The following is a 26127-nucleotide window of genomic DNA, read 5'->3' on the forward strand; positions in this document are numbered from 1 at the left end:
GATTATCTCAACAATCCTCAGTGGGCGTCGTCCCAGTTTCCAGCGGCCTTGGCCTCGACGTCCAGGGGAACGGTCAGGGCGACGGCCGGCTCGGCGGCGCCCTCCATCACCCGGCGGATGACGCGGATGGCGGCTTCGGCTTCCGCCTCGGGCGCCTCGAACACCAGTTCGTCGTGGACCTGCAGCAGCATGCGCGTCCGCAGCCCGGCCTCGACCAGGGCGCCCGGCATGCGGATCATGGCGCGGCGGATGATGTCGGCGGCGGCGCCCTGGATCGGGGCGTTGATGGCCGCGCGCTCGCCGAACTGACGCTCGGCGCCCGACTTGGAATGGATGGCCGGGATGTGGATGCGCCGCCCGAAGACGGTGGTGACGAAGCCCTGCTGCTTCACCAGGGCCTTGGTCTTGTCCATGTAGTCGCGGATGCCGGGGAAGCGCTCGAAATAGGTCTTGATGTAGGCCCCGGCCTCGCCCTGGTCGATGCCCAGCTGGGCGGCCAGGCCGAAGGCGCTGATGCCGTAGATGATGCCGAAATTGATGGCCTTGGCCCGGCGGCGCGTCTCGCTGGGCATGCCCTCGACCGGCACGCCGAACATTTCCGACGCCGTGGCGGCGTGGATGTCCAAGCTGCTCTTGAAGGCGCGCTTCAGCTCGGGGATGTCGCCGATATGGGCCAGCAGGCGCAGCTCGATCTGGCTGTAGTCGGCCGAAATCAGCACATGGCCCGGCGAGGCGATGAAGGCCTGGCGGATCTGGCGGCCCGTCTCGGTGCGGATCGGGATGTTCTGCAGGTTCGGATCGGACGAGGCCAGCCGTCCCGTGTTGGCCGCCGCCAGCTGATAGGAGGTGTGCACCCTGTGGGTCGTCGGGTCCGCCGCCGCCACCAGGGCGTCGGTATAGGTGCCCTTCAGCTTCGACAACTGACGCCAGTCCAGGATGGTGCGGGGCAGGGGGTGGTTCTGAGCCAACTCCTCCAGCACGCTGGCGTCGGTGCCCCACTGGCCGCTGGCGGTCTTCTTGCCGCCGGGCAGGTTCATCTCGCCGAACAGGATGTCGCCGATCTGTCGCGGGCTGCCGATGTTGAAGGGCCGGCCGGCCAGTTTGTGCGCCTCCTCTTCCAACTCGGCCATGCGCTGGCCGAAGCTGGAGGACAGCGAACGCAGCCGGTCGGGATCGACCCGGACGCCCGCCCGCTCCATGTCGGCCAGGACCGGCGGCATGCCCCGCTCCAGGGTCTCATAGACGGTGGTCAGGCGTTCGCTCGCCAGGCGCGGCTGCAACAGGCGATAGAGGCGCAGGGTCACGTCCGCATCCTCGGCGGCGTAGCGGACGGCCGACTTCAACTCGACGTGCTTGAAGCTCTTCTGGCTCTTGCCGGTCCCCGCCACGCTCTTGAACGGAATGGGCTCGTGGCCGAGGTGCAGGCGCGACAGCTCGTCCATGCCGTGGCCGTGCAGACCGCCCTCCAGGACGTAGGAGATCAGCATCACGTCCTCGATCGGGGCGACGCGCACGCCGCGCCGGTCCATGACCGCCAGGTCGTATTTGATGTTCTGTCCCACCTTCAGCACCGACGGGTCTTCCAGCAGGGTCTTCAGCCGCGCCAGGGCCGTGGGCTTGTCGATCTGCGTCAGGGGCGGGCGGGCGTCGCCGCCGTCGCCGAAGTCCAGGCCGCCGTCGCCGGTTGGCTCATGCTCATGCGTCAGCGGAATGTAGCAGGCCTCGTTCGGCCCGACCGCCAGCGACACGCCGCACAGCCCGGCGTGGGTCGCGGACAGGGCGTCCGTCTCGGTGTCGAAGCCGACCACGTCCGCCGCCTTGGCGCGCGCGATCCAGCGATCCAGGTCTTCCACCGTCTGAACGCATTCATAGCGGTCCAGGTCGAAGGCGTGGGCGTCGACCGGCGCGGCGACCTCGGTCGGGGCGTAGCGCGGCGTGGCCACCGGCGCCGTCGGCTGGCGCGTGAAGGCCGAGCCCTCCTTGACCGGCGCCTTGCCGTCGCCGACCCGGCGGGCCAGGGACCGGAATTCCATCGTTTCGAGGAAGGCCGACAGGGTTTCGGGATCGGGATCGCGGATGACGAAGTCGTCGATCGGCTCAGGGATCGGCGCGTCGCAGGTCAGTTGGACCAGTCGGCGCGACAGGCGGATCTGATCAGCGAATTCGATCAGGGTCTCACGGCGCTTGGGCTGCTTGATCTCGCCCGCGCGGGCCAGAAGCGTGTCCAGGTCGCCGAACTCGTGGATCAACTGGGCGGCCGTCTTCGGCCCGATGCCGGGCGCGCCGGGCACGTTGTCGACGCTGTCGCCAATCAGGGCCTGAACCTCGACCACCTTGTCCGGGGTGACGCCGAACTTCTCGAACACGGCCTCCTCGGCCAGGCGGCGGTCCTTCATCGGGTCGTACATGACCACGCCGTCGCCGATCAGCTGCATCAGATCCTTGTCGGAGCTGACGATCACCGCCTCGCCGCCCGCATCGCGCGCCTTGCAGGCATAGGTGGCGATCAGGTCGTCGGCCTCGTATCCGGCCATCTCGACGCAGTGAACGCCGAAGGCCTTGGTCGCCTCGCGCACCAGCGGAAACTGCGGGACCAGGTCCTCGGGCGCCGGCGGGCGGTGGGCCTTGTATTGATCATAGAGGTCGTTGCGGAAGGTCTTCTCCGAATGATCGAAGACGGCGACCAGGTGCGTCGGCCCGTCCTCGCCCTTCATGTCCTTCAACAGCTTCCACAACATGTTGCAGTAGCCCTGCACCGCCCCCACGGGCAGGCCGTCCGACTTGCGCGTCAACGGCGGCAGGGCGTGATAGGCGCGGAAGATATAGGCCGAGGCGTCGATCATCCACAGCCGCAGCGGCGGCCCGTCTTGCGTCAGGGGGCGGTCGGCGGATTCGGCTGCGGCGTCGGTCATGCCGCGAACATAGGCGGCCGAAGGCGCGCCGTCATCGGCTTAAGCGCTCCGCAGTTTAGCGGCCTCTTCTTCTCCTCCCCTGCGCAGCGGGGGAGGAGAAAACCCTTACGGCTGCCAGCCGCCGGGCGTTTCGGGGAGGGCGTCGTCGCCCTCGGCGGTGATCTCGCCGCGCGTCCTGCGGACCTCGGCCCAGGCGGCGCGGAGCAGTTCCGTCACGCCCTCGCCGGACACGCCGGACACCAGATAGGGGGTCTTGCCGGACGCGGCCGCCAGTTCGGCGACCTTTTCCTCGCGCTCTTCCGGCGACAGGGCGTCGATCTTGTTCAGCGCCAGCAGCTCGACCTTGTCGGCCAGGCCCGCGCCGTAGGCGTCCAACTCGCCGCGGATGATGCGATAGGCCTCGGCGACGTTCTCCTGGGTGCCGTCGATCAGGTGGATCAGGCTGGCCGAACGCTCGACGTGGCCCAGGAAGCGGGTGCCCAGCCCCGCGCCCTCGCTGGCGCCCTCGATCAGGCCGGGGATGTCGGCGATGACGAAGCGTTCCGACGGGCTCAGGTCCACCACGCCCAGATTGGGCGTCAGGGTGGTGAAGGGATAGTCCGCCACCTTGGGCCGCGCGGCCGAGGCGGCGGACAGGAAGGTCGACTTGCCGGCGTTGGGCAGGCCGGCCAGGCCGATGTCGGCGATCAGCTTCAGCCGCAGCCAGATCCAGCGCTCCTGGAACTCCTGGCCGGGGTTGGCGTAGGTCGGCGCCTGGTTGGTCGGCCCCTTGAAGCGCGTATTGCCCCAGCCGCCGTTGCCGCCGGACAGCAGCTTCACCTTCTCGCCCGCCTTGTCCATGTCGAGCAGGACGGTCTCCTTGTCCTCGTCCAGCACCTGGGTGCCGACCGGGACGCGCAGGACCACGTCCTCGCCCTTGCCGCCGTGCATCTGACGGCCCTGGCCGTGGTGGCCGGTCTGGGCCTTGAAATGCTGCTGGTAGCGGTAGTCGATCAGGGTGTTCAGCCCCTCGACCGCCTCGACCCAGACGTCGCCGCCCTTGCCGCCGTCGCCGCCGTCGGGGCCGCCGTTGGGGATGAATTTCTCGCGTCGGAACGAGACGGCGCCGGCGCCGCCCGCACCCGAGCGAATATAGATCTTGGCCTGGTCGAGGAACTTCATCGCGGCCTTATGGCTCAAGAGAGCGGCGATTTACAGGCCGGGAAGAAATCAGGGCGTTTTCAACCCCGCGCCCAGACGCCGAACGGGTCGCGCCATTCCAGGCCCAGGGCCTCGGCCACGGCCGGATAGGTGATCTCGCCCTTCAGCACGTTCAGGCCGCGCGCCAGGTGCGGGTCCTTCTTCAGGGCCTCCAGCCCCTTGTCCGCCAGGGCCAGGCCGAAGGGCAGGGTGGCGTTGTTCAGGGCCTCGGAACTGGTGCGGGGCGCGGCGCCCGGCATGTTGGCGACGCAGTAGTGGACCACCCCGTCCACCACATAGGTCGGGTCCTCGTGGGTGGTGGGGCGCGAGGTCTCGAAGCAGCCGCCCTGGTCGATGGCCACGTCGATCAGGACGCTGCCCGGCTTCATCGACTTCAGCTGGTCGCGGCGGACCAGGGTCGGGGCCTCGGCGCCGGGCACCAGAACGGCCCCGATCACCACGTCGGCCTTGACCAACTCCTCCTCGATCGCGCCGATGGAGGAATAGCGGGTGATGACCCGTCCCCCGGTCAGTTCGTCGATGTCCCGCATGCGGGGGATGGACCGTTCCAGCACCACCACCTCGGCCCCCAGGCCCATGGCCATGCGCGCGGCGTTCAGCCCCACGACCCCGCCGCCCAGGACCAGCACCCGGGCCGGCGCCACGCCCGGCACGCCGCAGAACAGCAGGCCCATGCCCCCGTTGTGCTTCAACAGGGTCTCGGCGGCGGAGAAGACGGCGATCCGTCCGGCCACCTCGGACATGGGCGCCAGCAGCGGCAGGCCCCCGTTCCGATCCGTCACCGTCTCATAGGCGATGGCGGCGCATCCCGAGGCCAGCAGGCCCTTGGTCTGTTCCGGGTCGGGCGCCAGGTGCAGATAGGTGAAGAGGATGTGGTCGGGCCGCAGCCGCGCCCACTCGATGGGCTGGGGCTCCTTGACCTTCACGATCATCTCGCTGTCGGCAAAGACTGTCGCGGCGTCGGCGACGATGGTCGCGCCCGCCTTGACGTAGTCGGCGTCGGTGAAGCCCGCGCCCAGTCCGGCGCCGGTCTCGATCCGGACCTCGTGCCCGTGGGCGACGTATTCGCGGACGGCGGTCGGGGTCAGGCCGACCCGATGCTCGTTGGTCTTGATCTCACGGGGGACGCCGACGCGCATGAAAACCCTCCTGAACCCGGCCGCCTCACAAGCGGAGCAGGCGGGACGCTAAACCTCCCGTCGGCGCCCCGCCACCCGGAATCGACCGGGGCGCGACGCAAAAACCCCCGCAACCGGATCGGCTGCGGGGGCGTGCGGGCTTGGGTTCTCGAGGTCTAGTTCTTGGCGTCGCGGGCGGCGCCTTCGACAGCCTGGCCGGCGGCTTGGGTGTCCTTGCCGACCCCGGCGATGGTGTTGCAGGCGGCGGTGGAAAGCAGGGCCGCGGCGGCGGCCAGGATGAACAGTTTGCGCATGGTCGACTCCGGGTTGAAAGGGCAGGGCGGTCGTTCCGCCCTTCCCGAAATCAACGCGAGGACGGCGTGGCGGTTCCGGCGCCCTCGCTCGGCACGACGGCTTCCGGCGTGGGGAAGGTCAGGCGCGCGATGGAGCCGCCGCCCGGGGCGTCGATGATCTCGGCCTGTCCGCGCAACTGCTTGGCGAAGGCGGTCATCAGGGTGCGGCCCACCCCGGCGGCGTCGTCCTCGCTGACGCCCGGACCGTCGTCCTGAACCTCCAGCACGCTGGTGTCGCCCTGGACCTTGAACCGGACCTGCAGGTCGCCGCCGCGCCCGGCGAAGGCGTGCTTCTGGGCGTTGGACACCGCCTCGACCAGCCACAGGGCTACGGGCGCTAGCTTGTCGGGATCGATCACCAGCTGATCCGCCTCGACGGCGCTTGTGACCAGAGGACCGCGCGTGGCCTCTCCGGCGATCAACTGCCCGACCAGTTCGCTGAGGAAGGCGCGAGAGTCCGCCGCCCGGATGTCGTCGCTCTGGTAGAGGGTGCGGTAGATCAGGGCCAGGGCCGTGATCCTCTGGCGGGTGTCGCCCAGGGCGGCCCGCGCGGCCGGGTCCGACACCGCCCGCTGCTGCATGGACAGCAGAGAGGAGATGATCTGCAGGTTGTTCTTCACCCGGTGATGGATCTCGCGCATCAGCGCGTCCTTCTCGTCCAGGGAGTCGAGCAGGGCCTGGTCGCGCCGGGTGATGTTGTCGCCCAGAACGCCCAGGGTGCGGGCCAGGACGCGGATCTCGGCCGGGGCGCGCTCGGCCTGGACGGGGCGGACGCTAAACCGGCCGCGCGCATAGATGGCGGCGATCCGTTCCAGATAGGCCAGCCAGCGGATGATGATCCGCTCCGACAGCAGCATGACCGCCAGGAAGGCCGTCAGCCAGGCCGCCAGCGGCAGCAGCAGGACGCCGATCGGGTTCAGCCGGGCCCAGGACAGCAGGCCCGACGAAGGGGCCGACAGCAGGACGAACAGGTCCCGGCCCGCCAGGCGGGTGGCGGCGTAGACGTGGGGGCGCCCTTCCTTGTTGCGCGTTTCATGCAGCGAGGCCTCCCCCCGGGGGATGCCCTGGATCCAGGTCTTCAGCCCGCCGGCGCGACGAACCGCGAAGGCCGAGGCGTCGGTGGAGGTCAGGATGCGGCCGTCGGCGTCGGTGATGGCCGATTGCGATCCCGGCGGCAGGGCGGGATCGCTGATGTCGGGCTGCAGGGTCGACAGGGGGATGACGGCGGCCACCGCGCCCTGGAAGGCGCCCAGCGGACGTTGGGAACGGACGGCCACGATCAGGGAATCCGGCGCGCCGGGCGCGCGGGCCATCACCACCTCCTCGCCGTTTCTCAGGCGCTGGAACCAGTCCTGGTCGCGCACATGGCTTGCGGCCGCGTCGTCGGCGGCCTGACCGCTCCGGCGTGAGGCGCAGACCTCGTCTCCGGCCTCGTTGAAGCGGCGCAGGCCGGAGATGGAGTCCAGTCGGGACACCAGGGCCGTCAGCCGCGGCTCGCAATAGAAGCCCGCCGCCTCAGGCGCGAGAGTCTGGAGCAGGATGGTGGTGCTGTCGATCTGGGCCTTGGCGTCCACCGCGCTGCGTTCGGCGGCCAGTTGCAGGTCCAGACGTCTTTCCTCGGCCTGGCGGCGGAATTCCACCTGGGTCTGGTTGGCGCTGAGGATCAGGATGGGCAGCAGGGCGGCGGCCATGGCCAGGCCCATTCGGAAGCGAATGCCCTGAACGCTCGGCCGCCCCAGTTTGCGCCCCAGCGCGCGGCCGAACCGCAGCACGGGTCAGTCCCGCCGCGAACCGCCGCTCAGCCTGTCGGCGTCGGCCAGAATCGAGCGCATGGCGTCGCCCGCCGCCTGGCCGTCACGACCATAACCGCCGCTTTCAAGAATGGCCTGCAGCGCCTTGCGGGCGCGCGACACGCGGCTCTTCACCGTGCCCACGGCGCATTGGCAGATCTCGGCCGCCTCCTCGTAGGCGAAGCCGCCCGCGCCGACCAGGATCAGGGCTTCGCGCTGTTCCTCGGGCAGGGACTTCAACGCCTGGCGCAGTTCGTCCAGGGCCACCGGCGCCTCGGGGTCGTCGACCGCGATCAGGGTCCGCTCGGCCGCTTCCTGGTCAAGCTGGGTCTGACGCCAGGACCGGCGCTTCTCCGAATAGAACTGGTTGCGCAGGATCATGAAGGTCCAGGCCTTCATGTTGGTGCCCATCTGATAGCTGGCCCGGGCGTCCCAGGCCTTCATCATGGCTTCCTGCGCCAGGTCGTCGGCCGCGGTGGGGTCGCCGGTCAGGGTGCGGGCGAAGGCGCGAAGATGCGGGATCAGCGTCACCAGCTCCTTCTTGAACGCCGCATCGTCGCTCGAGGGCGGTTTGGGAGGCGTTTCGGCGCTGCTCACTGCCCCTCCTTGGACTGCGTCTTCTCGTCGGCTTTTCGCAGGATTTCGAGGAATTCGTCGGGGATGGGCTCGTTCACCACCTCGTCGAACAGGTGGCGCAGCTTTACGCCTATGGCCTGCTGACGCAGACGTACTTCCTCCAACCCGTGCTCTTCGTCGGATCGCGGGTTGGTGTCCTTGAAATCATTCATCGAGTGTCGGCCGCCGCCCAAGCCAGATGTCGTCGCTCATGGAAGCGAAGAACGCCTCCTGTCCCATAGGGTTCCTAGACCGGCGTCTTTTCACGCTCAAGCTTGTGTTTCAGATCGAGACCTTGGCCGTGGAGGGGCGGGAACCCTTGTCCGGGGCGGGCGTTGTGGCAAGCTGAGGCGAATTTTGTTCCTGTCGCCGAGATTTGGGGAAATCGAATGAGTCTTCTCGCCCGGCTTGCGCCGCATCTGCCCTATGTCCGCCGCTACGCTCGCGCGCTGACGGGAGATCAAGCGCGTGGCGACAACTATGTGCGTGTTGCGCTGGAGGCCCTGGCGGCCGGCGAGCGTCAACTGCCGGAAGACATGACGCCGCGCGTCGCCCTCTACCACGTCTTCCACACGATCTGGTCCTCCACCGGCGCCCGCCTCGACGATACGACGGTGGAGGCCGGCGACGACGCGGCCCGCCGTCTGATGCGGATTTCGCCGCGTTCGCGCCAGGCCTTCCTGCTGACGGCCCTCGAAGGCTTCACCCCTTCCGAGGCGGCCCAGATCCTGGGCGTCGACGCCCAGAGCGTGGAACGCCTGATCGCCGAGGCCCAGGCCGACATCGACGCCGAACTGGCCACCGACGTCCTGATCATCGAGGACGAGGCCATCATCTCCGCCGACATCGAGAGCCTGGTGAAGGAGCTGGGCCATCGGGTCACGGGCACGGCCACCACCCACGACGAGGCCCTGGACGTGGTCGCGCGCCATCGCCCCGGTCTGGTCCTGGCCGATATCCAACTGGCTGACGGCTCTTCGGGCATCGACGCGGTCAAGGACATCCTGAAGACCCTCGACGTGCCGGTCATCTTCATCACGGCCTTCCCCGAACGCCTGCTGACCGGAGAGCGGCCCGAGCCGACCTTCCTGATCACCAAGCCCTTCCAGCCGGAGACGGTGAAGGCGGCGATCAGCCAGGCCCTCTTCTTCCACCCGTCGCGCCAGAAGCAGGCGGCCTGAATCTAGGCTCGCCGGCAGGGAACGGAGTTCCCGCCTCGGCGTTTGACTGATGCGGAGGCGACGAAGCCCCCGACCCGGCCGGTGCTCCGGCCTGTCGTCTCCGCACCTCATTCTCGATGATGCGACCTTGGGCGGACCGGAAACGGTCCGCTTTTTCTTTGCCTGGATCGCCGCGCCCACTCGACAGGAAGCGCCCATGCGCCACTATGGGTCTTCAAAGAAAACCGATGGAGACGCGTCATGAGCCTTCGCAACCGTCAGTGGGTCCTGCGTCAGCGCCCCAAGGGTCTGATCCAGGACGGCGACCTGGAACTGGTTGAGACGCCCGTGCCGGATCTGAAGGATCAGGAGGTCCTGGTCCGCACCCTCTATCTGTCGCTGGATCCCACGAACCGGACCTGGATGAACGACTCGGAAGGCTATCTGCCGCCGGTCGGCCTGGGCGACGTCATGCGCGGATTGACCCTGGGCGTGGTCGAGCAGTCGCGGTCGGATCGCTTCAAGACCGGCGACGTGGTCACGCCCCTGTCCGGGGGCTGGGCCGACTACGCCGTGGTGCACGAGCAGGGTCTGCGCCCTGTCCACCGCGCGCCGGGCCTGCCGTTGACGGCCAATCTGTCCGTGCTCGGAATGACGGGCCTGACCGCCTACTTCGGCGTCACCGACGTGCTGAAGGCCAAGGCCGGAGAAACCCTGGTCATTTCGGCGGCGGCCGGCGCGGTCGGCTCCATCGCCGGCCAGGTGGCCAAGCAGCGCGGCGCGCGGGTCATCGGCATCGCCGGCGGGGCCGAGAAATGCCGGTGGCTGACTGATGAACTCGGCTTCGACGCCGCCGTCGACTACAAGAACGAGGACGTCGGCGCGGCCCTGGATCGCCTGGCGCCGGACGGGATCGATCTGAATTTCGAGAACGTGGGCGGCGACATCATGATCGCGGTCTGGAACCGGCTGAACGTCCACGCCCGCATGGCGGTCTGCGGCCTGATCTCCTCCTACAACGCCACCCGCATGCCGCCGTCGCCGAACTTCAGCCGCATCATCACCCATCGGCTGGACGTGAAGGGCTTCCTCGTCCTCGACTACGCCCATCGCGCCCGGGAAATGGTCGAGGAAATGGGCCCCTGGCTGGCCGACGGGAAGGTCAAGTGGAAGGTCCATGTGGACGACGGCCTGGAAGGGGCTGTGACCTCCCTGAACCGCTTGTTCACCGGGGACCATGACGGCAAGCTGCTGGTGCGGGTTTCGGAAGAGCCCGCAGCCTGAGCCTCGCCCGTTTAAGGAAGCCCGTCGGATGACCGAAGCCCTGCATGTCCATTTCGAGGATCTCGAGGTCGGTCAGGTCATCCCCCTGGGGGCCTGCGCCGTCGACGAGGCGGCTCTTGAGGTGTTCGCCGAACGCTTCCTGCCGGGTTGGGACACGGCCTACGGCGCCCCCGACGCCCTGGTCTACGCCCTGTGGAGCCGGTTGTCGGCGGAGAAGACCGGCGGCTGGGCGGGAACCAAGACCCTGGCGATCGACGGTCTGCGCTTCATGCGCAACCCGCCGTCGGGCGAGCTGCTGAGGGGACGCCTGACGATCATGGGCAAGGATCCCGTCGGCGACGAAAAAGGCATCGTCATCGCGCAGCAGGACCTGCTGGATGAAGCGGGGCGTCTGGTCTTCTCCTGCCTGACCCGGGCCCTCGTGGCTCGACGCTGAAGTCAGGGCAGACCTAAAAAAAGCCCCGCCGGAAACGGCGGGGCTTTCGTTTTCAGCGCGGCTGAAGGCCGGGGATCAGGCGTTGGCGGCGACCGGCTCGGCGGCGGCGCGCGTGAAGGCCATGGCGATCAGGCGGTCCCAACCCAGCAGGGACACCAGGTGGGCGTAGATCTGACCCAGGGCGCCGTTGTCGCGCAGCTCGACCAGCTTCTCGGCCGGCAGAGCCTTCAGCTTGTCTTCCGAAACGGCGAAGTATTCCGCCAGCTTCTGCACCTCGCCGGCCGAGCCGTCCGGGTTGCGCGGCGTGAAGTTGGCCTCGCGGGTTTCGAACAGGTCCAGATCCGTCAGCAGCTTGACGAAGGACTCGGTGCGCAGGCGCTCCTGTTCGAAGTTGTTGCAGAACTCCATCGCATTATTGACGTAGTCGCTGGGCTGGTCGCCGTTGAACAGCGGAATTTCCGCGTTCTCGCCGACGAAGGAGGCGGCGCGGTCGATGCAGAGGATCATGCGACCCTGGGCGTCGTCGTTGGCGAAGACGAAGGGATAGCGGCGGATATAGGCCGGGATGTAGGCGTCCGGACGGAAGTCGCCGTTATCGATGAACAGATTGTCGTTCTGGCGCAGGCCCATGGCCACGACCGGTTGCTTGTTCTCGCCGACGAAGATGATCGGGTAGGACAGGGCGGCAGGGGCGAATTCCGTGACCGTCAGCGGCACGATATTGGTCTGGGCGACGAAGGCGTAGGGCTTGTCGGCGGGCGTGACGCCCAGCTTGCCGTGGACCTCGGCCGACAGGGGCTCGGGCTGGCCGTAGAAGAGGACGTTGCCAGACAGGGGGCCGGACGCTTGGGACGTGGTGTCGGTCATGTGTGTGTCGGATCGATTTCTGAACAGAAAAGGTCGGGCCTTCTAGCCCATGGCCGGGCGCGTCGCAAACGCGATGGTTCGCTGAACCCTGGAATATCGTGTGGCGGGATGCGGCGCCGACGAAGGTTGCGATGCGGCGCCGGAGCCCTTAGCTGTGGGACATGGGCGCCGCATGTGATCATGAACACCTCGAAAGCCGCCCGGGTCCTGGGGAAGTCTCCCAGGCCCTGGCTTCGGTGGAGGCGCAGTGCGCCGAGGCCGGCGAGCGGATGACCGCGCCGCGTCGTCGGGTGCTGGAACTGCTGCTAGAGGCGGGGGAGCCCGTGAAGGCCTATGATCTGATCGCCCGTTTCGGCGTGGACGGGCAGGCGGCCAAGCCCCCGACGGTCTATCGCGCCCTTGAGTTTCTGGAGCGACGGGGCGTGGTCCATCGCATCGCCTCCATCAGCGCCTATGTGGCCTGCACGGCCGAGGCGGTGGAAGGTCGTTCCCACGCCGCCGCCTTCCTGATCTGCGACTGTTGCGGCGCGACCGAGGAAGTGGCCGTGGCGGGCGGGGACGCCTTCGCCGCCGCGGCTTCGCAGGCCGGCTATGCGATCGAGCGGACGACGATCGAGGGCCATGGTCGTTGCCCTGCCTGCCGCGTGGCGGCCTGAGGCGATGGACGCCCTGACCCAGTCGGCGCCGCGTCGTCTGACGGTCCCCATCGACAATCGTTGGGGCGCAGGCCGAATGGCGGTGCTGGACTTCGGGGCCCCGGACCGACCCGTCGACCTGGTCTTCGTCCACGCCAACGGCTTCAACGCCTGGACCTATCGTTCGCTGCTCCAGCCCCTGTCGGGCGCGCTGCGCATATGGGCGCCGGACCTGCGCGGACATGGGCGAACGCGCCTGCCGGCCGATCCCAGGGGAAGGCGCAGCTGGATCGACCATCGCGACGACCTGATATCCCTGCTGGACGGTCTCGATGGGCCCCCGGTCGCCTTGGCCGGCCATTCCATCGGCGGGACCAGCGGCCTTCTGGCGGCGGCCGAGCGGCCTGAAAAGGTGTCGCGTCTGCTGCTGTTGGACCCCGTGATCTGGCGGCGTGAAATGGTGCTGGCGATGAGCCTGCCCTTCGTCGGCCGACTGGCGGCCCGCTCGCCGATCGTCGCCGGCACCTTGAAACGACGCTCGATCTTCGACAGTCGCGAGCAGGCGCTGGCCGCCTATCGCGGGCGCGGCGCCTTCAAGGGCTGGTCCGACATGATGCTGGCCGACTATCTGCTCGACGGTCTGATCGAGACGGATCGCGGGTTCGAGTTGACCTGTTCGCCGGCCTGGGAAGCCTCCAACTATGCGGCCCAAGCGCACAATCCCTGGCGCGCGCTGAGGCGTTATCCGGGCGGCGTAAGGGTTCTGAAGGCCGCGACCGGCAGTCTGACCCACATGTCGGAAACGCAAGGGGATCGGCTGCGCGTGGAGCAGGTCGCGGGCTCAGGCCATCTCCTGCCCATGACCCATCCGGAGGTCGTGCGCGACGCCCTGTTCGATCTCGGGGTCTGAGCCGCTCATGTCGCCGGGAGGCTGATTGTCATGACGATCGATGTCGCCGTGCGTCGCGCTGTTGCTAAGGATGCGGAACAGCTTCACGCCCTGATGGGCGCGCTCGCCGAGCATGAAGGGTATGCGGCCTATCTGGCCGCCACGCCGGAAAGCCTGGCGCACGCCATGTCCGCCAAGCCGCCGCTGGCCTTCTTCCTGCTGGCGGAAGCAGGCGGACGGGCGATCGGCTTCGTGTCCTGGACGCGCGTCTACGGCATCTGGCGCGGGGGCGACTACTTCAACCTCGATGACCTGTTCGTCGTCGCGGACGCGCGCGGAGCCGGCGTGGGCGAAGCCCTGATGCGGGCCTTCGCGGCCGAGGCCATGGCCGAGGGCTTGGGCGCGCGTTGGGAGGTTCAGCCGGATAATCTCGGCGCCCGACGTTTCTACGCTCGCCTGGGCGCCGAGCTGGAAGAGAAGGCGGTGGTGCGTTGGTCGGCCGCCGCCATGGCGGCCGCGTCCTGACCCAATTCCATCGCGGGGCTTGTCGTGCGGGCGTTCAGTGGTAGGCCTTGACGGGTCATGCCGTCGTCCGCCGTTTCCTCCAACCTGTCGCGCATCCTCGTCGGATCGCTGATCGGCGCCGTGATCGGCCTGGTCCTGCTGGCGCTCGGCGTGGCCATTCTATGGAAGGCGGCGGACCAGCGGCTGACGGAAACGACGCCTCCAGCCGCAGTCACGCCTGTTTCGGCGCCGCCGCCGTCGCGGCCTCCGAAGGAGAGCCGCGCCTCGCCCGTGCCCTATCCCGTCGTGCCGTCGGCCGGTCCGGCGCCTCGGGTTGAAGCCGAAGTCCGGCTTCCGGAGGCCCGGCCTCGCTCCGTCGTCTCGTCGATCTTCGATGATGACGATGAGGCGGATGCGTCCCCCGCTTCAGCCCCGGCGAAGGCTCGCCCTCAAGCCGCTCCGTCCCGGCCGGCGCCGTCTTCCGTCGCGCCGGGCGCTCAACGACCGCCGCGTGCGCCCCCGACGCGCCGGGCTCCGCCGGAGGCCCGGCGCCAGGAAGACAGCCTCTTCTTCTGAGTTCAGTCCAGCCGGGCGCAGGCGTGGATCAGCTTCTCCACGTCGTCTTCGCTCTGATACAGGCTGAAGCCGAAGCGGATCACGTCGTCGCGGACGTCGGCGATGACGTTCATCCGCTGCAGTTCCGTCTTCCAGCGCGCGGCCTCGTCCGAGCGCAGGGCCAGGAAGCGGGCGCGAGAACTCTCGCCTTCGACGGGATTCAGGATGTCCGCCGTCGACAGGACGCCCGCTTCGCCGTCGCGGATCGCCGTCTGGAACCGGGCTTGCAGGCCGCGCGCATGGGCGGCGATCTTGGCGGTGGTCAGGCCCTGCTCGCCCAGCATCCGCCGCACGGCGTTGAAACGGTACAGGGCGCTGCAGTCGAAGGTGGCGCCCCAGAAGCGGCCGCCGTCGGTGCGGTACTGAACGCCGCCGGGCGGACCTTCCAGATGTCCGAACTCGGCGAACCAGCCTGTGATGACCGGCCGGGGGCAGAAGCCCGGCGGGGCGTGCAGGAAACAGGCGCCTTCGCCCGCCATGGCGTACTTGTAGCCGCCCGCCAGATAGAAGACCCTGTCCGCCACTCGGGATAGGTCGGTCGGCGTCGCCATGAAGCCGTGATAGCCGTCGATGACCACCCAGGGACCGTCCGGATCGGCCAGGGCGGCCAGTTCCTCTACGGCGTCGAAGACCTGGCCGGTGCGGAAGAAGACCTGGCTGACCAAGATCAGGTCATGGCCCCCCGCCCGCGCCGCGGCGACAAAGCGCTCGGCGAAGGTGGCGAAGGGCTGCAGCGGCACGCGCGCCACCACGGCCTCGCCCGCCTCCTCCCAGCGCTCCGACTGGCGGCGGAAGGAGTGGAACTCCCCGTCCGTGGCCAGGATGCGCACGGGCTTGGTCTCCACGCCCGAAACGATCCGCAGCAGCAGGTCGTGGGTGTTGGAGGTGAAGATCAGGCTGTCGGGCGAAGGCAGGCCCAGTTCCTCGGCCACATGCTTCTGGGCCTCCGGCACGACCTCGCCGAACACCAGGTCCCACTTGCGGTCGGCGAAGCGATTGGCCTCGGCCCAGGCCTGGACCTGGGCGTCGAAACTGGCGTCGGGCCATAGGTGGTGGCTGTGGGCGGCGAAATGCAGCCGTTCGGGATCCAGACCCAGGGCGCGCGAGAAGAGGGGCTTGTAGCTCATGTCCCGACCTTACCCGGATCGGCGCTGGGCCCAACAGAAAAGAGGCGGGTCGCCGTCGCGAGCCCGCCTCTCTCAACTCAGTCTTTCGGCGCTCAAGCCGCGAGCGACCGCGTCGCGAGCGTAGCGCCGCGCGGCAGCGCCTTTAGATCAAACTACCATGGCAGTGCTTGAACTTGCGGCCCGAATGGCAGGGGCAGTCGGCGTTGCGGCTGGTGCGTTCCCAGCCGACCGGCAGGGCCTCGACCGGCAGCTTGGAACGGTCGTCGCCGGTCAGCATGCCTTCGGGGTTCTGGGCCATCGGATTGATCATCTCGTTCTCGCCGGTGCCGGGGTTCAGGTGAATTTCCTGGAACTCGGGCATCTCCATGGCGGGCGGAGCCTCGAAGCGGAACTCGACCGTCATCAGCCAACGGGTGACGTTGTGGCGCAGGTCGTGCAGCAGGGTCTCGAACAGGTTGAAGGCTTCGGTCTTGTACTCGTTCAGCGGGTCGCGCTGGCCGTAGCCGCGCAGGCCGATGACGCCGCGCAGGTGGTCCAGGTGGACCAGGTGTTCGCGCCACTGCATGTCGATCATCTGCAGCATGAACTGCTTTTCCAGACCGCGCGTCTGCTCGGCGCCGATCAGCTCCAGGCGCTCGGCGGCGCGGGCCTCGGCGGCGGCCATCAGCCGCTCCTCGATCTCCTCGTTGGAGACGCCTTCCTCGGCGGCCCAGTCGTGCAGAGGCAGCTCCAGGCCGAGGGTGGACTTCACCTTCTCGTCCAGGCCGTCGATGTCCCACTGCTCGGCATAGGCCTTGGGCGGCATGTAGCGTTCGACCAGGTCGTTGATCACGTCGGCGCGGAAGTCGGCGACCAGTTCCGACAGGTCCTCGGAGTCCATGAACTCCTGGCGCTGTTCGAAGACGGCCTTGCGCTGATCGTTCACGACGTCGTCGTACTTCAGCACGTTCTTGCGCATGTCGTAGTTGCGGGCTTCGACGCGCTTCTGGGCGGTTTCGACGGCGCGGTTCAGCCAGGGGTGGCTGATGGCCTCGCCCTCGGCCACGCCGAAGGACTTCATGATGGCGTCCAGGCGGTCGCCGGCGAAGATGCGCAGCAGGTCGTCTTCGCACGACAGATAGAATTTCGAGGTGCCGGGGTCGCCCTGACGGCCGGTGCGGCCGCGCAACTGGTTGTCGATGCGGCGGCTCTCGTGACGCTCGGTGCCCAGGACGAACAGGCCGCCGGCGGCCAGCGCCTGTTCCTTAGCGACGGCGATCTCGGCCTTGAACGCCTCTTCCTGGGCCGACTGGCTTTCAGGCGTGACTTCCACGGCCATGTTGCGCTGTTCCTGGAGCCAGCGCTGGACGCGCATCTCCAGGTTGCCGCCCAACTGGATGTCGGTGCCGCGGCCGGCCATGTTGGTGGCGATGGTGACCGCGCCGGGCAGACCGGCGTCGGCGACGATATAGGCTTCTTGTTCGTGCTGGCGCGCGTTCAGGACGTTGTGCGGAATGCCGCGGCCCGTGACGTAGGTGATGTCATAGGCCTCGTCGCCGACCTTCTGGGCTTCCTTCTCGCGACCGGCGTACTCGGCCTTGAGCGCGCGTCCGGTCTCGACCTTGTAGGCGTAGGTGTTGAGGACTTCCGACAGTTCTTCCGACTTCTCGATCGAGACGGTGCCGACCAGGATGGGCTGGCCCTTGACGTGGCACTCGGCGATCTGGGCGGCGATGGCCCCGTTCTTCTCCTTGAAGGTGCGATAGACCTCGTCGTCGTAGTCCTTGCGCTGGATCGGACGATTGGTCGGCACCTCCAGGACGTCCATCTTGTAGATGTCGAGGAATTCCTGGGCCTCGGTCGCGGCCGTGCCGGTCATGCCGGACAGCTTTTCGTAGAGGCGGAAGTAGTTCTGGATCGTCACCGAGGCCAGGGTCTGGTTCTCGGGCATGATCTTGACGTCTTCCTTGGCCTCGATGGCCTGGTGAAGACCTTCGGACAGGCGACGGCCCGTCATCATGCGGCCGGTGTATTCGTCGATCAGGACGATCTCGCCGCCCTTGATGATGTAGTCCTTGTCGCGCTGGTACAGGGTGTTGGCGCGCAGGGCCTGGTTGACGTGGTGAACCAGGCTGACGTTGGCCGGATCATAGAGGTCGGTGGTGTCCTCGGCGAAGTGGCCGCCGGTCTCCAGCATCTCCTCGATGCGTTCCGAACCCAGTTCGGTCAGCAGGGCCTGACGCTGCTTCTCGTCGAGATCAAAGGTGGTCTTGTCGACGATCAGCTCTTTCACGATCGCATCGACGATCTTGTAGAGGTCCGAGCGGTCCTCGGTCGGGCCCGAGATGATCAGAGGCGTGCGCGCCTCGTCGATCAGGATGGAGTCGACCTCGTCGACGATGGCGAAGTGGTGGCTGCGTTGCACCATCTCGCGACGGTCGTAGACTAGGTTGTCACGCAGATAGTCGAAGCCGAATTCGTTGTTGGTGCCGTAGGTGATGTCGGCGTTGTAGGCCGCCTGGCGCTGGCCCTGCGACAGGCCGTTGACGATGACGCCGACTTCCAGGCCCAGGAAGCGGTAGACGCGGCCCATGGTCTCGGCGTCGCGGCGTGCCAGGTAGTCGTTGACGGTGACGACGTGGACGCCCTTGCCCAGCAGGGCGTTCAGGTAGACCGGGGCCACGGCCACCAGGGTCTTGCCTTCGCCAGTCCGCATCTCGGCGATGCCGCCTTCGTGCAGGATCATGCCGCCGGCCATCTGCACGTCGTACTGACGTTGGCCCAGGACGCGCTTGGACGCCTCGCGCACCACGGCGAAGGCCTCGCTCTGGATCTTGTCCAGGCTCTCGCCGCCTTCGATGCGATCCTTGAAGGCCTGCGTCATCATGCGCAGTTCGTCGTCCGAGAAGGCCTCGAACTTGGATTCCAGGGCGTTGATCTTCTGGACCTCGGACTGGAAGGCCTTGACCTTACGGTCGTTGGAGGAACCGAAGATTTTCTTGGCGAAGCCGAGCATGGGCGATCCGGGTCAGGCGGTCGAGCGGCTGAAGGCTCTGGAAACAGGGAACGTCCGGTCGAAGGCCCGGATCGACGCCGGTCCCGGCGGCCCCCGGAATCCGGGGCGCGCGCAGGGGCCGCGCAGACGATCGAAAACCCCTCGACTTGGGCGCAGCCGGGACTTAAGCACCGCCCTTACCCCTGTCAACGCGAGGGGCTTTCAAGGGCCAGGGCCTGACGGGCTCCCGGCCGCCGCTTTTCAATCCCGACCGGAGCGCCCGATGCGTCTTTCGCGTCCCGTCCCGCCAGGCCTTCGGCCGCTGCTCGCGCCCGCGCTCGTCGCCCTGACGCTGACGGCCGCCTGCGGGCGAGGACCCGCCGAAACCCCGCCAGAAAAGGACGATCGCATCGTGGCCCGGGTTCTGGACCGCGCCGTCTGGGCCTCCGACGTGCGGCGCGAGGCCGTGGCCCAGGGGCTGGTGGGCGAGGGAGAACCCCTGGACGCTTCCTCCGAATTGTTCCGTCGCGTTCTGGATGAAGTGGTCGATCAGAAACTTCTGGCCGCCGAGGCCCGCCGTCGTGGTCTGGACAAGAGCCCGGCGGCCCAGCGTCGCCTGGAGGCGGTGCACGAGCGCATCCTCGGCGACATGCTGGTCGAGGACGTCGTCAGCGACGCGGTTTCGGATCAGGCGGTCGAGCGCCTGTATCAGGAACAGCAGCGCCGCGCCCAGACGACCGAGGAGGTCCGGGTGCGTCTGATCCTGTCCCACACCAAGGAACAGGCCGACGCCGTGGTCGGCGTCCTGGGCCAGGGCGCGGCCTTCGAGGCCGTGGCCGCCCAGCGCTCGACCGACGACGCCACCCGCTATTCCGGCGGCGACCTGGGCTACTCCACCCTGGACGTCCTGCCGGCGCCCTACGCCGCCGCCCTGCGCGGCCAGGCGCCGGGCGCCGTGGTCGGTCCGGTCCAGACCGAGAACGGCTGGGCCGTGCTGCGGATCGAGGATCGCCGCGTCGAGACGCCGCCGACCCTGGATCAGGCTCGCCCCCTCATCGTCCGCTACCTGACCTATGAAGGCGTGCGCCAACTGCTGGAGCGATTGCGAGGCAAGGCCTCGGTCGAGCTTCTGCTTCCTTCCTCTCCCAAGCCTCAGGCCGCGCCCGCTCCGGGCGCGCGTCCCGCCGCAAACCCTGCCTCCGCCGGAAACGCCTCATGAGCCGTCCCCCCGCCTCCAAGTCCGGCTCGACCGGCCAGATGATCGAAACCGCCATCGAAAAGGCCCTGGATCCCCTGGCCTCGGCCCTGAAGCGCGCCACCCAGCCGTCCTCGGCCAAGGCAGCGCCGGGCAAGCCGGGCCTGATGGTCTCGCCCCTGGCCGTTCCCTTCCCGGCCATTCCGCCCATCGGCGGGGTCGAGATCGCCACCGCCCGCGCCGGTTTCTACAAGCATGAGCGCGACGACCTGGTCGTCTTCCACTTCCCCGAGGGGGCGTCCTGCGCCGGGGTCTTCACCCGGCACAAGGTGGGCTCGGCCCCCGTCGACTGGTGCAAGCGCCACCTGGACGCCGACAAGGGCGGCGAGGACGTCAAGGTCCTGGTGGTCAACGCCGGCTGCGCCAACGCCTTCACGGGCAAGGCCGGGGCCGACGCGGCCCGCCGCACCGCCTCCGAGGCGGCCAAGCGCTTCGGCTGCCGCCAGCGCGACGTCATGCTGGCCTCGACCGGCGTCATCGGCGTGGTTCTGGACGACGCCAAGATCAGCGCGCGCCTGCCCGAGATCGAGGCGGGGCTGAAAGCAGACGCCTGGGCCAAGGCGGGCGTGGGCATCATGACCACGGACACCTTCCCCAAGGGCTCCTACGCCGAGTGCGAGATCGAGGGGGTGAAGGTCCGCATCGCCGGGATCGCCAAAGGGTCGGGCATGATCGCGCCGGACATGGCGACCATGCTGGCCTTCATCGTCACCGACGCCGACATCGCCCCGCCGGTGCTGAAGGCCCTGCTGAACCTGCATGTCCGCACCACCTTCAACTCGGTGACGGTGGACGGCGACACCTCGACCAACGACACGGCCCTGCTGTTCGCCACCGGCGCCTCGGGTGCGCCGCGCATCGGCCGAGTCGGCGACCGTCGCCTGAAGGAATTTTCGGCCGCCCTGGATCGGGTCATGCTCGACCTGGCCCATCAGTTGGTGAAGGACGGCGAGGGGGCGACCAAGTTCGTCCGCGTCACCGTGGACGGCGCCGCCAGTCCCGCCTCGGCGCGCAAGCTGGCCAAGTCGATCGCCGACAGCCCCCTGGTCAAGACCGCCATCGCGGGCGAGGACGCCAACTGGGGCCGCATCGTCATGGCCGTGGGCAAGACCGAGGAGGCGGTGGATCGCGACCGTCTGGCCATCTGGTTCGGACCGCATACGGCCGCGATCGACGGCGCCCCGGCTCCCGACTACGATGAGGCCAAGATGAGCGCCTACATGAAGAATTCGGAAATCGACATCACCGTCCATGTCGCCTCGGGTCGGGCCTCGGCCACCGTCTGGACCTGCGACCTGACCAAGCGCTACATTGAGATCAACGGGGACTATCGTTCGTGAGCGAAGCGTCCGCCGTTCCCACCGTCCTCGTCGTCGCCGTCGCCCTGATCGATCCGGACGGCCGCGTCCTGATCGCGCGCCGGCCCGAAGGCAAGCAACTGGCCGGGATGTGGGAATTCCCCGGCGGCAAGGTCGAGCCGGGCGAACGGCCCGAGCAGGCCCTGATCCGCGAACTGAAGGAAGAACTGGGCATCGACGTGAACGAGGCCTGCCTGGCCCCCTTCGTCTTCGCCAGCCACGCCTATGAGAACTTCCACCTGTTGATGCCGCTCTATCTGTGCCGACGCTGGTCGGGCGTCGTCACGGCCAAGGAGCACGACGGCCTAGCCTGGGTGAAGCCCAGCAAGCTGTCGGACTATCCCATGCCGCCCGCCGACGAACCCCTGATCGCCTGGCTGCGCGACCTGCTTTAAGATCCTCTCCTGCGTAGCGGGGGAGGATCAGCCTATTCGCCCGTCTGTTCCTTGACGCCGAGCGCATCGGCCAGCCTCGTCTTGGCCGAGCCGCGTCGGGCGGGCTTCTGCTGGCTGTCGTGCGGCGCCCAGCCGGCCAGGTGCACCATCTCGAAGGTCGCGGGGATGCGTCCGTCCGCTTCGGCGTGTCGTTTGGCGTAGAGTTGGGCGGCGCGAGCCAGGACGGCGCGGCTCAACGGCTTGATCGGTCCCGCCAGGACATTGGTCTCGCCCATGGCCCGCAGGTCGCGCATCAGGGCGAAGGGCTCAGCATAGCGCACCGTCACCCGGTCCACGTCGCTGACCGGCAGGGCGAACCCGGCGCGTTGCAGCAGGCCCGCCCCGTCGAAGCCGTCGGCGAAGGGCGAGACGCGGGCCTGGGCCCCGCCGTTCACCTCCAGCTCCGCCTCGGTCAGGACGCCGCGCAGTTCCTTCAGCGTCGCGGCCCCGAACAGGCTGGCCACGAACAGGCCGTCCGGCTTCAGCGCGCGCCGGATCTGGGCCAGGGCGCCGGGCAGGTCGTTGGCCCAGTGCAGGCCCAGCAGGTTGACGATCAGGTCGGCTGACTGGTCCTCCAGCCCCAGAGGCCCGGCCCCCGGCGCGGCGCGCTCGGCGACCGACCCTACGGCGCGCACCTCGGCCACCCGGTCGCGGGCCGAACTGTCCGCGACGGCCTGGGCGAAGACGCCCGGATGCGGCGACAGGTCGACGGGCGTCCGAAACTCGCGCAGGATCACCTCCAGGCTGTTCACCGCATTGTCGGCGGCGCGCAGGTGCAGGAAGTCGGCGTCGGGGAAACGTCGGGCGGCGCGGCTCAGGCGCGCGGCGCGGCGGGCGGCGTCGAAGATGATCGGGGGACCGGAGGAGGGGGCGCTCATGTCGGTTCAGGATGGGGGCTGGCAGGCGGAAATGAAAGCCGGAATGCGGGATTGGACGCGGCGCGCGGCCCTGGCGGGGCGCGAGGTCGGGCGGGGCCTGCTGGACATCGTCCTGCCGCCCATGGCCCACGACAGTCGCGAAGCCGCGGCGGCGGCGGGTCTGTCGCCCGACGCCTGGAGCCGCGTGATCTTTCTGGAGGCGCCGGTCTGCGACGGCTGCGGCGCGGCCTTCGAATACGATGGCGGCGCGTTCGCGGCTGATCGTTGCGCGGCCTGCCTGGCCTCCCCCTACGCCTTTGGGCGGGCGCGGGCGGCCTGCGTCTACGACGAGGCGTCGCGCGGCCTGATCCTCAAGTTCAAGCATGGCGACCAGCAGCAGTTCGCGCCCCTGTTCGCTCGCTGGATCAGCCGTTCCGCCGCCGACCTGCTGGCGGAGGCCGACGCCCTGGTTCCCGTGCCCCTGCACCGCACGCGTCTTCTGACCCGGCGCTTCAATCAGGCGGCGGAGATCGCGCGCCCCCTGGCTCGGGCCGCCCAGCGCGACTACCTGCCCGACGCCCTGGTCCGCGCCGTCGCCACCGAAAGTCAGGGCGGGCGCTCGGCGCGGGGCCGACGTCTGAACGTGCGCAAGGCCTTCGCCGTCACCCCGGCGGGCGCGCGTCGGATCAGGGGGCGGCGCATCCTGCTGATCGACGACGTTCTGACCACCGGAGCCACGGCGGAGGCCTGCGCCCGCGCCCTGATGGAGGCTGGAGCGCGCGCCGTGGACCTCGCCGTCATCGCGAGGGTGCGAACTGCGCGAGAACCGCCTAAATGAGGGTTCGAAGACCCTGTAAGGAGACCTGCGTTGGCCGAAGTCGTCATCTACACCAAGCCCGGCTGCCCCTATTGCATCCGGGCCAAGGCCCTGCTGGACCGCAAGGGCGCCGCCTATACCGAGATCGTCGCCTCCAATGATCCGGAGAAGAAGGCCGAGATGGTCGAGCGCTCGGGCGGCGCCGCCACCTTCCCCCAGATCTTCATCGACGGGAAGCACGTCGGCGGCTCCGACGACATCCACGCCCTGGATGCGCGGGGCGGCCTGGACCTCCTGCTGGCGGCCTGAATGACCCAGGGGCTCGATATCGCTCTGATCCAGACGCGGACGCCGGCGACGGCCGCCGCCGGGCTGGCCCATGTCGAGCCCCTGATCCGTCAGGCGGCGGCCGAGGGGGCGCGCTTCATCCTGACGCCGGAAGGGAGCAACTTCCTCGAACAGCGACGGGGCCTGCGCGAAGAGGCCCTGTCCGACGAAGGCGAGGACGCGGCCGTCCTAGGGCTGCAGGCCCTGGCGGCGGAGCTCGGCGTCTGGCTGCTGATCGGTTCGGCCATCGTCCGCTCCGGCGTCCCCGGCGACGCGCGCGCCGCCAACCGCTCCCTGCTGGTCGATCCGACCGGCGCGATCACGGCGCGATACGACAAGCTGCATGTCTTCGACGTCGATCTGGCGGGCGGCGAGACCTATCGCGAAAGCGCCTCGGTTCGGCCCGGCGACGCCGCCAAGCTCGCCGACACGCCATGGGGCCGGCTGGGCCTGACCATCTGCTACGACGTGCGTTTCCCGCACCTGCATCGCGCCCTGGCCAAGGCCGGGGCTGGGATGATCGCCGTGCCCGCCGCCTTCACGCGACCGACCGGCGAGGCCCATTGGGAGACCCTGCTGCGCGCCCGCGCCATCGAGACGGGCGCCTTCGTCCTGGCCCCGGCGCAAGGGGGGCGGCATGAGGACGGTCGCCAGACCTGGGGCCGTTCCCTGGTCGTGGATCCCTGGGGCGTGGTGATCGCCAAGGCGGATCATGACGAACCCGGCGTCCTGCACGCCCGCCTGGACCTGGGCGCGGTGGATCGCGTGCGCGCCTCCATCCCCGCCCTGTCTCACGACCGCACGTTCGACCCGCCTCAATGATCCGCTACACCCTGTCCTGCGACCACGACCATGGTTTCGAGGCCTGGTTCGCCTCTTCCGCCGACTATGACGACCAGGCTGCGCGCGGCCTGGTCGAATGCCCGTTCTGCAACTCCACGGCGGTGCGCAAGCAGGTGATGGCCCCCGCTCTCTCGGGAACGAAGAAGGATGCGCCCTCGCCTGATGCGGCCAGGCAGATGCAGGCCATGATGATGCAGGCGGCGCGCGAGGTGCGCGATCACGTCGAGCAGAATTTCGACTACGTCGGCGACGCCTTCGCCCGCGAGGCGCGGGACATCCACGAGGGTCGCTCGGAGAAGCGCGAAATCTACGGCGACGCCACGCCCGCCGAGGTGAAGAAGCTGAAGGACGACGGCGTGCCCTGCGCGCCCCTGCCTAGCCTGCCGCCTGATCCGAAGAAGGCGAACTGACTTCATGGGGGAGGGGGAGCGCTACGAGGAATTCGCGCCGCCCGAGGCCCTGCGTCCCTTCGTGCGCGTCCTGTGGACCTATGCGACGCCCCATCCGACGGGCGGGGTGCAGCGCATCGCCCCGGACGGCTGTTCGGAACTGGTGATCGACCTGGCCGATCCCTATGAGGAACAGGACGACGACGGCGTCTTCCGGCCTCAGCCGCCAGTCATCTTCGCCGGTCAGTTGACCCGACCCATGGCCATCCGTCCTGTCGGACCGGTCGAGATCGTCGCCGCCAAGTTCGAGCCGGACGGCGCGCGAGAGTTTCTGGGACGTCCGCTGATCGAGGCTACGGACCTGCGGCTGGATCTGACGGCGCGGCTGCGGGGCTTCACGGCGCCGTCCGGCGATCCGGCGGGACAGGCGGCGGCCCTGGCCGCCTGGTTGGAGGGACAGCGCCGGACGGGCGGCTGGCGCATCGATCCGGCCGTGCGCGCCGAGGTCGCCGCGGCCGAGCGCGACATCGACGGACCCTTGCTGAACCCGGCCGAGCGACGCGCCCTGCAACGCCGTTTTCGCGACCGCGTCGGCGTGGCGCCGCGCACCCTGCGTTCGGTCTTCCGCTTCCGCCGCATCTTCGACCATGCGACGGGGCCGGACGCCGATGCGGCCTCCTGGCTGGAGGCGGGCCTGGCCGCCGGTTATTTCGACCAGCCCCAGATGGCGCGCGACTTCCGCCGTTTCCTGGGATGCACGGCGACCGAATGGGCGCGCGAACAGATGGAACTGGCGCGGCGACTGGCGTCGCAATCCTACAAGCCCGCGTCTTGAGGACGGCCTAGCCTGGTCCGGTCCTTGAGGAGGGAGACATCATGTCCGTTCTGACCGGCCTGGCGGCCGCCGCCCTGTTGCAGACGGCCCCGGCCGCGCCGCTCGCGCCCGACCTGTCGTGGATGGCCGGCTATTGGCTGGATTGCTCGCGCGGTCGTGAGGCGGCCGAGACCTGGACCGATCCGCGCGGGGGCCTTCTGGTCGGCCACACCGTGACCGTGCGCAATGGCCGCAGCGGCTTCGAGTTCGCCCGCATCGGTCCTGTCCCGGAGGGCGGTCTGGCCTATGTCGCCCAGCCCAGCGGGGCCGCGCCCACCCCCTTCCGCCTGATCGAGAGCGGGCCGCAGAGGGCGGTCTTCTCCAACCCGGACAACGACTTTCCGCATCGGATCATCTATCAACGCACTGTCAGCGCCTCTGGGGATGTGCTGACCGCCCGCATCGAAGGAGCGGATGACGACGAGACCCGGAGTGTGGAATGGAGCTTCAACAAGGCGGAACTGAACGCCCGCTGTCCCCGCTAGAATGGCGGC

At 68.7% G+C, this 26127-nt stretch carries 27 protein-coding genes; 16 read left to right on the forward strand and 11 right to left on the reverse strand.

Going from position 1 to position 26127, the window contains the following annotated elements:
- Positions 1-17 precede the first annotated feature (17 nt).
- From polA to nepR, 7 genes are all read right to left on the reverse strand, one after another.
- The gene (gene polA / locus ABIE19_RS00260; RefSeq protein ID WP_354087105.1) at positions 18-2912 is read right to left on the reverse strand and encodes a DNA polymerase I; all 2895 of its coding nucleotides are present in this window, start codon (positions 2910-2912) and stop codon (positions 18-20) included.
- A 105-nt stretch (positions 2913-3017) separates the two neighbouring features.
- The gene (gene obgE, locus ABIE19_RS00265; protein ID WP_354087106.1) at positions 3018-4073 is read right to left on the reverse strand and encodes a GTPase ObgE; all 1056 of its coding nucleotides are present in this window, start codon (positions 4071-4073) and stop codon (positions 3018-3020) included.
- Positions 4074-4132: 59 nt separating this feature from the next.
- A complete protein-coding gene (gene ald / locus ABIE19_RS00270) occupies positions 4133-5251 on the reverse strand; it encodes an alanine dehydrogenase (protein WP_354087107.1) in 1119 nt (372 codons plus the stop codon).
- 155 nt (positions 5252-5406) lie between these two features.
- Positions 5407-5544: an entericidin A/B family lipoprotein gene (locus ABIE19_RS00275; protein ID WP_354087108.1), complete on the reverse strand. Its 138-nt coding sequence runs from the start codon at positions 5542-5544 to the stop codon at positions 5407-5409.
- A gap of 50 nt (positions 5545-5594) precedes the next feature.
- Positions 5595-7286, reverse strand: coding sequence for a sensor histidine kinase PhyK (phyK, locus tag ABIE19_RS00280; RefSeq protein ID WP_435521133.1), 1692 nt, complete (start codon positions 7284-7286; stop codon positions 5595-5597).
- A gap of 72 nt (positions 7287-7358) precedes the next feature.
- On the reverse strand, positions 7359-7970 hold the full coding sequence (locus tag ABIE19_RS00285; RefSeq protein ID WP_354087110.1) for a sigma-70 family RNA polymerase sigma factor: 612 nt from the start codon (positions 7968-7970) through the stop codon (positions 7359-7361).
- A complete protein-coding gene (gene nepR, locus ABIE19_RS00290; protein ID WP_354087111.1) occupies positions 7967-8161 on the reverse strand; it encodes an anti-sigma T factor NepR in 195 nt (64 codons plus the stop codon). Before nepR ends, ABIE19_RS00285 begins: the two co-directional genes overlap by 4 nt.
- Before the next feature lie 216 nt (positions 8162-8377).
- Here nepR and phyR point away from each other — a divergent pair, with 216 nt between their 5' ends.
- The 3 genes from phyR (at position 8378) to ABIE19_RS00305 (ending at position 10868) form a co-directional block, all read left to right on the forward strand.
- Entirely contained in the window at positions 8378-9169 is a 792-nt protein-coding gene (phyR, locus tag ABIE19_RS00295) for an anti-anti sigma factor/receiver protein PhyR (protein WP_354087112.1), read from the forward strand.
- A gap of 240 nt (positions 9170-9409) precedes the next feature.
- Positions 9410-10432: an NADP-dependent oxidoreductase gene (locus ABIE19_RS00300; RefSeq protein ID WP_354087113.1), complete on the forward strand. Its 1023-nt coding sequence runs from the start codon at positions 9410-9412 to the stop codon at positions 10430-10432.
- Positions 10433-10460: 28 nt separating this feature from the next.
- Complete coding sequence (locus ABIE19_RS00305; protein WP_354087114.1) at positions 10461-10868, forward strand: MaoC family dehydratase; 408 nt, start codon at positions 10461-10463, stop codon at positions 10866-10868.
- Between the two features lie 75 nt (positions 10869-10943).
- On the opposite strand, the gene ABIE19_RS00310 is transcribed toward ABIE19_RS00305, so the two are convergent.
- Complete coding sequence (locus ABIE19_RS00310) at positions 10944-11735, reverse strand: SapC family protein (protein ID WP_354087115.1); 792 nt, start codon at positions 11733-11735, stop codon at positions 10944-10946.
- Positions 11736-11896: 161 nt separating this feature from the next.
- Between ABIE19_RS00310 and ABIE19_RS00315 the strand changes: the two genes are divergently transcribed.
- Genes ABIE19_RS00315 through ABIE19_RS00330 form a run of 4 tightly spaced genes read left to right on the forward strand, consistent with a single transcriptional unit; the run spans position 11897 to position 14339 of the window.
- On the forward strand, positions 11897-12391 hold the full coding sequence (locus ABIE19_RS00315; protein WP_354087116.1) for a Fur family transcriptional regulator: 495 nt from the start codon (positions 11897-11899) through the stop codon (positions 12389-12391).
- Positions 12357-13280: an alpha/beta fold hydrolase gene (locus ABIE19_RS00320; protein ID WP_354087117.1), complete on the forward strand. Its 924-nt coding sequence runs from the start codon at positions 12357-12359 to the stop codon at positions 13278-13280. The genes ABIE19_RS00315 and ABIE19_RS00320 overlap by 35 nt, the downstream gene beginning before the upstream one ends.
- Positions 13281-13310: 30 nt before the next feature.
- Entirely contained in the window at positions 13311-13784 is a 474-nt protein-coding gene (locus ABIE19_RS00325; RefSeq protein WP_354087118.1) for a GNAT family N-acetyltransferase, read from the forward strand.
- Positions 13785-13841: 57 nt separating this feature from the next.
- Positions 13842-14339, forward strand: a complete 498-nt coding sequence (locus ABIE19_RS00330; protein WP_354087120.1) for a hypothetical protein — start codon at positions 13842-13844, stop codon at positions 14337-14339.
- A gap of 2 nt (positions 14340-14341) precedes the next feature.
- On the opposite strand, the gene ABIE19_RS00335 is transcribed toward ABIE19_RS00330, so the two are convergent.
- Positions 14342-15505: an aminotransferase class V-fold PLP-dependent enzyme gene (locus ABIE19_RS00335; protein ID WP_354087121.1), complete on the reverse strand. Its 1164-nt coding sequence runs from the start codon at positions 15503-15505 to the stop codon at positions 14342-14344.
- 142 nt (positions 15506-15647) lie between these two features.
- Positions 15648-18500 (reverse strand): preprotein translocase subunit SecA, encoded by a 2853-nt coding sequence (gene secA / locus ABIE19_RS00340; protein WP_354087122.1) that lies wholly within the window; start codon positions 18498-18500, stop codon positions 15648-15650.
- A gap of 262 nt (positions 18501-18762) precedes the next feature.
- On the opposite strand from secA, the gene ABIE19_RS00345 reads away from it, so the two are divergent.
- The 3 genes from ABIE19_RS00345 to mutT are packed head-to-tail and all read left to right on the forward strand — an operon-like array spanning position 18763 to position 21487.
- Positions 18763-19698, forward strand: coding sequence for a peptidylprolyl isomerase (locus ABIE19_RS00345; protein WP_354087123.1), 936 nt, complete (start codon positions 18763-18765; stop codon positions 19696-19698).
- Positions 19695-21074, forward strand: coding sequence for a bifunctional glutamate N-acetyltransferase/amino-acid acetyltransferase ArgJ (argJ, locus tag ABIE19_RS00350; protein ID WP_354087124.1), 1380 nt, complete (start codon positions 19695-19697; stop codon positions 21072-21074). Before ABIE19_RS00345 ends, argJ begins: the two co-directional genes overlap by 4 nt.
- On the forward strand, positions 21071-21487 hold the full coding sequence (gene mutT / locus ABIE19_RS00355) for an 8-oxo-dGTP diphosphatase MutT (RefSeq protein WP_354087125.1): 417 nt from the start codon (positions 21071-21073) through the stop codon (positions 21485-21487). The genes argJ and mutT overlap by 4 nt, the downstream gene beginning before the upstream one ends.
- Before the next feature lie 32 nt (positions 21488-21519).
- Here mutT and ABIE19_RS00360 read toward each other — a convergent pair whose 3' ends face one another.
- The gene (locus ABIE19_RS00360; RefSeq protein WP_354087126.1) at positions 21520-22404 is read right to left on the reverse strand and encodes a methyltransferase domain-containing protein; all 885 of its coding nucleotides are present in this window, start codon (positions 22402-22404) and stop codon (positions 21520-21522) included.
- A 43-nt stretch (positions 22405-22447) separates the two neighbouring features.
- Here ABIE19_RS00360 and ABIE19_RS00365 point away from each other — a divergent pair, with 43 nt between their 5' ends.
- The 6 genes from ABIE19_RS00365 to ABIE19_RS00390 are packed head-to-tail and all read left to right on the forward strand — an operon-like array spanning position 22448 to position 26118.
- Positions 22448-23221, forward strand: coding sequence for a ComFC family protein (locus tag ABIE19_RS00365; protein WP_354087127.1), 774 nt, complete (start codon positions 22448-22450; stop codon positions 23219-23221).
- 30 nt (positions 23222-23251) lie between these two features.
- Complete coding sequence (gene grxC, locus ABIE19_RS00370; protein ID WP_354087128.1) at positions 23252-23509, forward strand: glutaredoxin 3; 258 nt, start codon at positions 23252-23254, stop codon at positions 23507-23509.
- A complete protein-coding gene (locus ABIE19_RS00375; protein ID WP_354087129.1) occupies positions 23510-24349 on the forward strand; it encodes a carbon-nitrogen hydrolase family protein in 840 nt (279 codons plus the stop codon).
- A complete protein-coding gene (locus ABIE19_RS00380) occupies positions 24346-24780 on the forward strand; it encodes a DUF1178 family protein (protein ID WP_354087130.1) in 435 nt (144 codons plus the stop codon). The genes ABIE19_RS00375 and ABIE19_RS00380 overlap by 4 nt, the downstream gene beginning before the upstream one ends.
- A gap of 4 nt (positions 24781-24784) precedes the next feature.
- On the forward strand, positions 24785-25594 hold the full coding sequence (locus tag ABIE19_RS00385; RefSeq protein WP_354087131.1) for an AraC family transcriptional regulator: 810 nt from the start codon (positions 24785-24787) through the stop codon (positions 25592-25594).
- A 41-nt stretch (positions 25595-25635) separates the two neighbouring features.
- The gene (locus ABIE19_RS00390) at positions 25636-26118 is read left to right on the forward strand and encodes a DUF6265 family protein (RefSeq protein ID WP_354087132.1); all 483 of its coding nucleotides are present in this window, start codon (positions 25636-25638) and stop codon (positions 26116-26118) included.
- The last annotated feature ends 9 nt before the right edge of the window (positions 26119-26127 follow it).

Source organism: Brevundimonas faecalis, assembly GCF_040549405.1.
GTDB classification, from domain to species: domain Bacteria; phylum Pseudomonadota; class Alphaproteobacteria; order Caulobacterales; family Caulobacteraceae; genus Brevundimonas; species Brevundimonas faecalis.